Annotated in this window: 5 protein-coding genes; 2 read left to right on the forward strand and 3 right to left on the reverse strand. The window is 71.1% G+C overall.

Annotated elements, in window-relative coordinates:
• Nucleotides 1-215: 215 nt before the first annotated feature.
• Nucleotides 216-1,064, forward strand: coding sequence for an SGNH/GDSL hydrolase family protein (locus tag ACWEVN_RS46380; protein ID WP_452055523.1), 849 nt, complete (start codon nucleotides 216-218; stop codon nucleotides 1,062-1,064).
• On the opposite strand, the gene ACWEVN_RS46385 is transcribed toward ACWEVN_RS46380, so the two are convergent.
• The 3 genes from ACWEVN_RS46385 to ACWEVN_RS46395 all read right to left on the reverse strand — a co-directional run bounded on the left by ACWEVN_RS46385 (nucleotide 1,036) and on the right by ACWEVN_RS46395 (nucleotide 3,762).
• The gene (locus ACWEVN_RS46385; RefSeq protein ID WP_449683927.1) at nucleotides 1,036-1,764 is read right to left on the reverse strand and encodes a metallophosphoesterase family protein; all 729 of its coding nucleotides are present in this window, start codon (nucleotides 1,762-1,764) and stop codon (nucleotides 1,036-1,038) included. The genes ACWEVN_RS46380 and ACWEVN_RS46385 overlap by 29 nt on opposite strands.
• A 61-nt stretch (nucleotides 1,765-1,825) precedes the next feature.
• Nucleotides 1,826-3,034: a cytochrome P450 gene (locus tag ACWEVN_RS46390; RefSeq protein WP_452055521.1), complete on the reverse strand. Its 1,209-nt coding sequence runs from the start codon at nucleotides 3,032-3,034 to the stop codon at nucleotides 1,826-1,828.
• 32 nt (nucleotides 3,035-3,066) lie between these two features.
• Nucleotides 3,067-3,762 carry a TetR/AcrR family transcriptional regulator gene (locus ACWEVN_RS46395; RefSeq protein WP_310974979.1) on the reverse strand — a complete coding sequence of 232 codons (696 nt, stop codon included), beginning with the start codon at nucleotides 3,760-3,762 and terminating at the stop codon, nucleotides 3,067-3,069.
• Nucleotides 3,763-3,903: 141 nt separating this feature from the next.
• Here ACWEVN_RS46395 and ACWEVN_RS46400 point away from each other — a divergent pair.
• A partial coding sequence (locus ACWEVN_RS46400; protein WP_452055522.1) for a replication-associated recombination protein A occupies nucleotides 3,904-5,210 on the forward strand: 1,307 nt, incomplete at its 3' end.

Here is a 5,210-nt window from a genome sequence, read left to right on the forward strand (position 1 = left end):
AGCCGAGCCGAGCCGAGCCGAGCCGAGCCGAGCCGAGCCGAGCCGAGCCGAGCCGAGCCGAGCCGAGCCGAGCCGAGCCGAGCCGAGCCGAGCCGAGCCGTCGCGGCTGCCCCCGAACAGGACATATCCGGCCGCTGTGAGGTGCGCGTCAAGAATTAGGCCCGGTGTCGCGACCGCGTTACCTCCACCTCACCGGGTGTGAGCCTCCATGGCCGATCGTCGTGACCGTGACCGTGATGAGCGTCGATGTCACCCCGCTGCCCGAACCGCCCCGGCGCCCGCTGACCGCCGTTGCGCCGCTCAAACGAGCCCGGCGCCTCGCTGTTCTCGGCGACTCCACCGCCGTCGGGCTCGGTGATCCGCTTCCCCGCCGGGGTGGGTGGCGCGGGGTCGGCCCGCTCGTTGCCGCCGCGCTCGGGGTCGAGGAGAGCGGCTACCTCAACCCCTCCTTCGCCGGGGCTCGGATGCGGTGCGTGCTCACCCGGCAAGTGCCCGCCGCCGTTGCCCAGCGGCCGGATGTCGCCCTGCTGGTCGCCGGTATGAACGACACCCTTCGGCCGGACTTCGACGCCGCGCGCATCGCCGCCGATCTCACCGAAGTCATCCGGCGCCTCCGCGAGACCGGGACCACCGTCCTCCCCGTCCGCTTCCACGACCACAGCAAGGTCTTCCGCCTCCCGCAGGCGCTCAAGCGCGCCCTGAGCGTCCGGGTCGCCCAACTCAACGCCACCATCGACGAGGTCGTCGCGCGCGAAGGCGTTGCCTGCCTCGATCTGGCCCGCCTGCCCGGCGCCTACGACCTCGCCTCCTGGAGCGTCGACCGGCTGCACCCCTCCGAACTGGGCCACCGCATGCTCGCCGACGGCTTCACCGGCCTCCTCGCCGACGCCGGGTTCGCCGTCCCGGAACCGGTCAGCCTCACCTGCAGCGGCGGCGCCGAACCGAGCGCCACCGGGCACGTGGGCTGGCTGGTGCTGAAGGGCATTCCGTGGCTCTGGCGCCGCGGCCGCGAGTTCCTGCCCTACGCCGCCGTCATCATGTGGAACTCGTTCCGCGCCCGCTGAACACCCGCAGCGCTTCGACGTCCGACGCCGGATTGCGGACGAAGTAGTCCGCCCACTCCTCGATGTCCGGGTACGCGCAGTGCTCCGCCAGGTAGCGGCACGCCGCCTCGGCGTCGTACTCCGTGCGCCGCAGCTGGACGCCGTCGCCGAGCAACGCCCAGTGTGCGCCCCTTGCCCCGTACGGCATTCCGACGCTGCCGGGGTTCACCACCAGCCGGCGGTCCACGAGCCGCACGTACGGCATGTGCGTGTGCCCGCAGACGATCGTCGGCGCGGTCACGCCGTCCAGGACCTCCGCCCACCTCTCCGGAGCCGAGTCGACGAGCACGATCTCGCTGTCGTCGCGCGGGGTTGCGTGGCAGAAGAGCACGCCGTCCAAGGTCACCGTCAGCGGCAGCGCGTCCAGCAGCGGCAGGTCGGCCGGACGCAGCTGCTTCGCCGCCCACGGGAAGATCGGGTCCGGGACGAACGTGCCGCCGGTGCGGGCGGATTCGGCCAGCTCGCGATCGGCGTTGCCGCGGACCCAGACCGCGCGGTCGCCGAGCTCCTGCAGGCGCTCGAGGGTTTCGACCGGCATCGGCCCGGCGAGCAGGTCGCCGAGCAGCACGACCTTCTCCGCCGCCCGGACGTCCGGTTCCGCCAGGACCGCCTCCAGCGCCGGGAGGACCCCGTGGACGTCCGCCAGCACCGCCACGCTCATCGGTCCACCATCGGACAGCCGCGCGCCCCGGGCGAGCGATTTCGCCCAGGGCGCAACCGGCCTAGACCGTCGACAGCGGCAGCTCGCGCACGCCGGTCATGTTGGGGTTGACCTGGAACTTCGGCGGCTCACCCGGGATCGTGCGCAGCACCGGGTAGTGGTCGAACAGGATGTCCAGCGCCACCCGGCCCTCCAGCCGCGCCAGCGGTGCGCCGATGCAGAAGTGGATTCCGCGGCCGAACGCCAGGTGCGGGTTCTCCGCGCGCAGCGGGTCGAACGCGTCCGGGTTGCGGAACACCCGCTCGTCGCGGTTCGCCGCCGCCACCCAGCAGAGCAGCATCTGGTCGGCCGGCACGGTGACGCCGCCGACCTCGACCTCCCGCATGGTCACGCGGGCGACCGCCGCGAACGGGGTGAGGTACCGCAGCGACTCTTCGATCATCGGCGGCACGAGCGAGCGGTCCGCGCGCACCCGCTCGTCCCACTCCCGGTGCGTGTCCAGGCACAGCACCGCGTTGCCGAGCAGCATCGTGGTGGTGATGTGGCCGGCCAGCAGCAGGATGTTCGCGAAGTTGACGACGTCGGAGCGGGACAGCCGCTCGCCGTCCAGCTCGGCCTCGACCAGCTTCGTCAGCAGGTCTTCGCGCGGCTGCTTGCGACGCTCGTCGACGTGCTCGCCGAGGTAGTCCGCGAGCGCCTTCTGGCCTTCCATGGACGACCGGATGGCCGCGTCCTGGTTCTCGTCCTTCTTCACCAGCGAAACCTGGTTGGAGGACTCGAACATCTTGTCCACCCAGCCCTTGAACAGGGTCCGGTCGCCGGCCGGGACGCCCAGCAGTTCGGCGATCACGATCACCGGCAGCGGGTAGGCCAGGTGCTCGACCAGCTCCAGCCGGTCGCCGGCCGGGATCGCGTCCAGCAGTTCGTGGGTGATCGCGGCGATCCGCGGCTCGAGGTCCGCCACCACCTTCGGCGTGAACGCGCGGCTGACGAGCTTGCGCATCTTGTTGTGCAACGGCGGGTCGAGCTGGAGGATGCTGCCCGTCGACAGGTCGTAGTCGGGGTCCGGCATCAGCTCCTTCGGGACGAGCCGCGTGGTGTCGGACGAGAACGTCGCCGGGTCGCGGAGGATCGCCTCGATCTCCGGGTGCCCGTAGACGTTCCACATCCCGAGCTCCGCGGCGAACTCGATCCGCTTCTCCGGTTGTTTCCCCCGCAGCCAGAACTGGGCCTCGTGGAGTCCCCAGGTGTCGGCCATCGTACTGGTCATTTCCGCCCCTTTCCCCGGTGTGGCCTCACGAATCAGCCGGAGGCCCTGGTGGGATCGTGTGCGTAGATCCCGTTTCGGAAGCCCGAGACGAGCTCCTCGAGCGTCGAACTCAGTTCCGCCGCCACCTCCGCGACCGCCGCGGGATCGGGTTCGCCCGGCGGTTCGAACGCGGTGCGGATCAGGTGCGCGAGGACGTCCGCCTTCTCTTCGACGGGGATGCCTTCGAACTCGTCCGAAAGCGTGTCGCCGACGTAGAAGCCGAGCGTCGCCGCGTGCAGCGCGTAGCTCATGTGCGGGACGTCCGCGCGGATCAGGCCGTGCCGCAGCATCGTGGTCTCGAAGTGCACGCTCACCTCGTCCTGCTGTTTCTTCAGGGCGAGGTCGCCGAGCGAGCCGAACATCTCCGCGTTGCCGCGCAGCATCGCCATCACCAGCGGGCGGCGGTGGGTGATCAGGAACGACGCCGGGATCATCCGGTGGGGCAGGATCATCGCCGGGTCGGCCTTGATCATGGCCAGCAGCTCGTCGGTCAGGTCGGCCGACTCCCGCATCATCAGCGCCTGGAACAGCAGCTCCTTGCTCCGCCAGTGCAGGTAGACGGTGCCCTTGCCGATGCCGACCGCGCGCGCGACGTCGTCGATCGCCACCTTGCGGTAGCCCATGCGCAGCAGCAGCTCGCCCGCCGCGTCCAGGATCCGGTCGGCGCGCTCGCGGTTGGGATGGCTCATGCGTCTCCACCTGTGGTTTCGTTGAGCATTTGACTGATTGACCGGAATCGTACTTTCGGTCAACCAGTCAGCACGACGGTAGCGCTCCGGTGGACGCCGGGGCAAGCGGTTCTGTCGGTGGGGTCGGTTAACGTCATCGGTGTGGCACAGGACGAGCTTTTTACGGTGAACGCCGACATCGCGCCTCCGCCGGAGCGCACGGGGTCGAACGCGGGCGCCGAACCGCAGGCGGACCCGGCCAGCTCGCCGCTGGCCGTGCGGATGCGGCCGCGCTCGCTCGACGAGGTCGTCGGCCAGCAGCACCTGCTGCGCGAAGGCGCCCCGCTGCGGCGGCTGGTGGAGGGCGCCGCGCCGGCGTCGGTGCTGCTCTACGGCCCGCCCGGCACGGGCAAGACGACGCTGGCCAACCTCGTCTCGATCGCGACCGGCCGCCGGTTCGTCGCGATGTCCGCGCTTTCGGCGGGGGTGAAGGAGGTGCGCGGCGTCATCGAGGAGGCGCGGCGGCGCCGGCAGTACAACGCCGAGAACACGGTGCTGTTCATCGACGAGGTGCACCGGTTTTCCAAGACCCAGCAGGACGCGCTGCTCGGCGCGGTCGAGGATCGCACGGTGCTGCTGGTCGCGGCGACCACGGAGAACCCGTCGTTCTCGGTGGTGTCGCCGCTGCTGTCACGGTCGCTGGTGCTGCAGCTGCGCCCGCTGACCGACGCGGACATCGCCTCGCTGATCGAGCGGGCGTTGTCCGACGAGCGCGGCCTCGCCGGCGTGCTGACGCTGACCGAGGACGCGCGGGCGCACCTGGTCCGGCTCGCGGGCGGCGACGCCCGCCGCGCGCTCACGGCCCTGGAGGCGGCGGCGGACGCGGCGTCGGCCACCGAGGCGAAGACGATCGACCTCGCCATCGTCGAGTCCACAGTGGACAAAGCGGCGGTCCGCTACGACCGCGACGGCGACCAGCACTACGACGTGATCAGCGCGTTCATCAAGTCGATCCGCGGGTCCGATGTGGACGCCGCGCTGCACTACCTGGCCCGGATGATCGAGGCGGGCGAGGACCCGAGGTTCCTGGCCCGCCGGCTGGTGGTGCACGCGAGCGAAGACATCGGCATGGCGGACCCGACGGCGCTGCAGTCGGCGGTGGCGGCGGCGCACGCGGTGCAGTTCATCGGCATGCCGGAGGGCAGGCTGGCCCTCGCCCAGGCGACGGTGCATTTGGCGACGGCCCCGAAGTCGAACGCGGTGATCAAGGGCATCGACGCGGCGCTGGCGGACGTCCGCGGCGGCTTGGCGGGCACGGTGCCACCGCACTTGAGGGACGGGCACTACGCGGGCGCGAAGAAGCTGGGGAACGCGCAGGGGTACCGGTACCCGCACAACGTGCCGGAGGGCGTGCTGGCGCAGCAGTACCCCCCGGACGAGCTGGTGGGGCGGGACTACTACGAGCCGAC

The sequence above is a fragment of the Amycolatopsis sp. NPDC003861 genome, assembly GCF_053605405.1.

Bases quoted from the DNA above. Each gene is read 5' to 3' on its own strand.
- ACWEVN_RS46395 (WP_310974979.1), bottom strand. From the start codon at position 3,762: ATGAGCCATCCCAACCGCGAGCGCGCCGACCGGATCCTGGACGCGGCG.
- ACWEVN_RS46385 (WP_449683927.1), bottom strand. From the start codon at position 1,764: ATGAGCGTGGCGGTGCTGGCGGACGTCCACGGGGTCCTCCCGGCGCTG.
- ACWEVN_RS46390 (WP_452055521.1), bottom strand. From the start codon at position 3,034: ATGACCAGTACGATGGCCGACACCTGGGGACTCCACGAGGCCCAGTTC.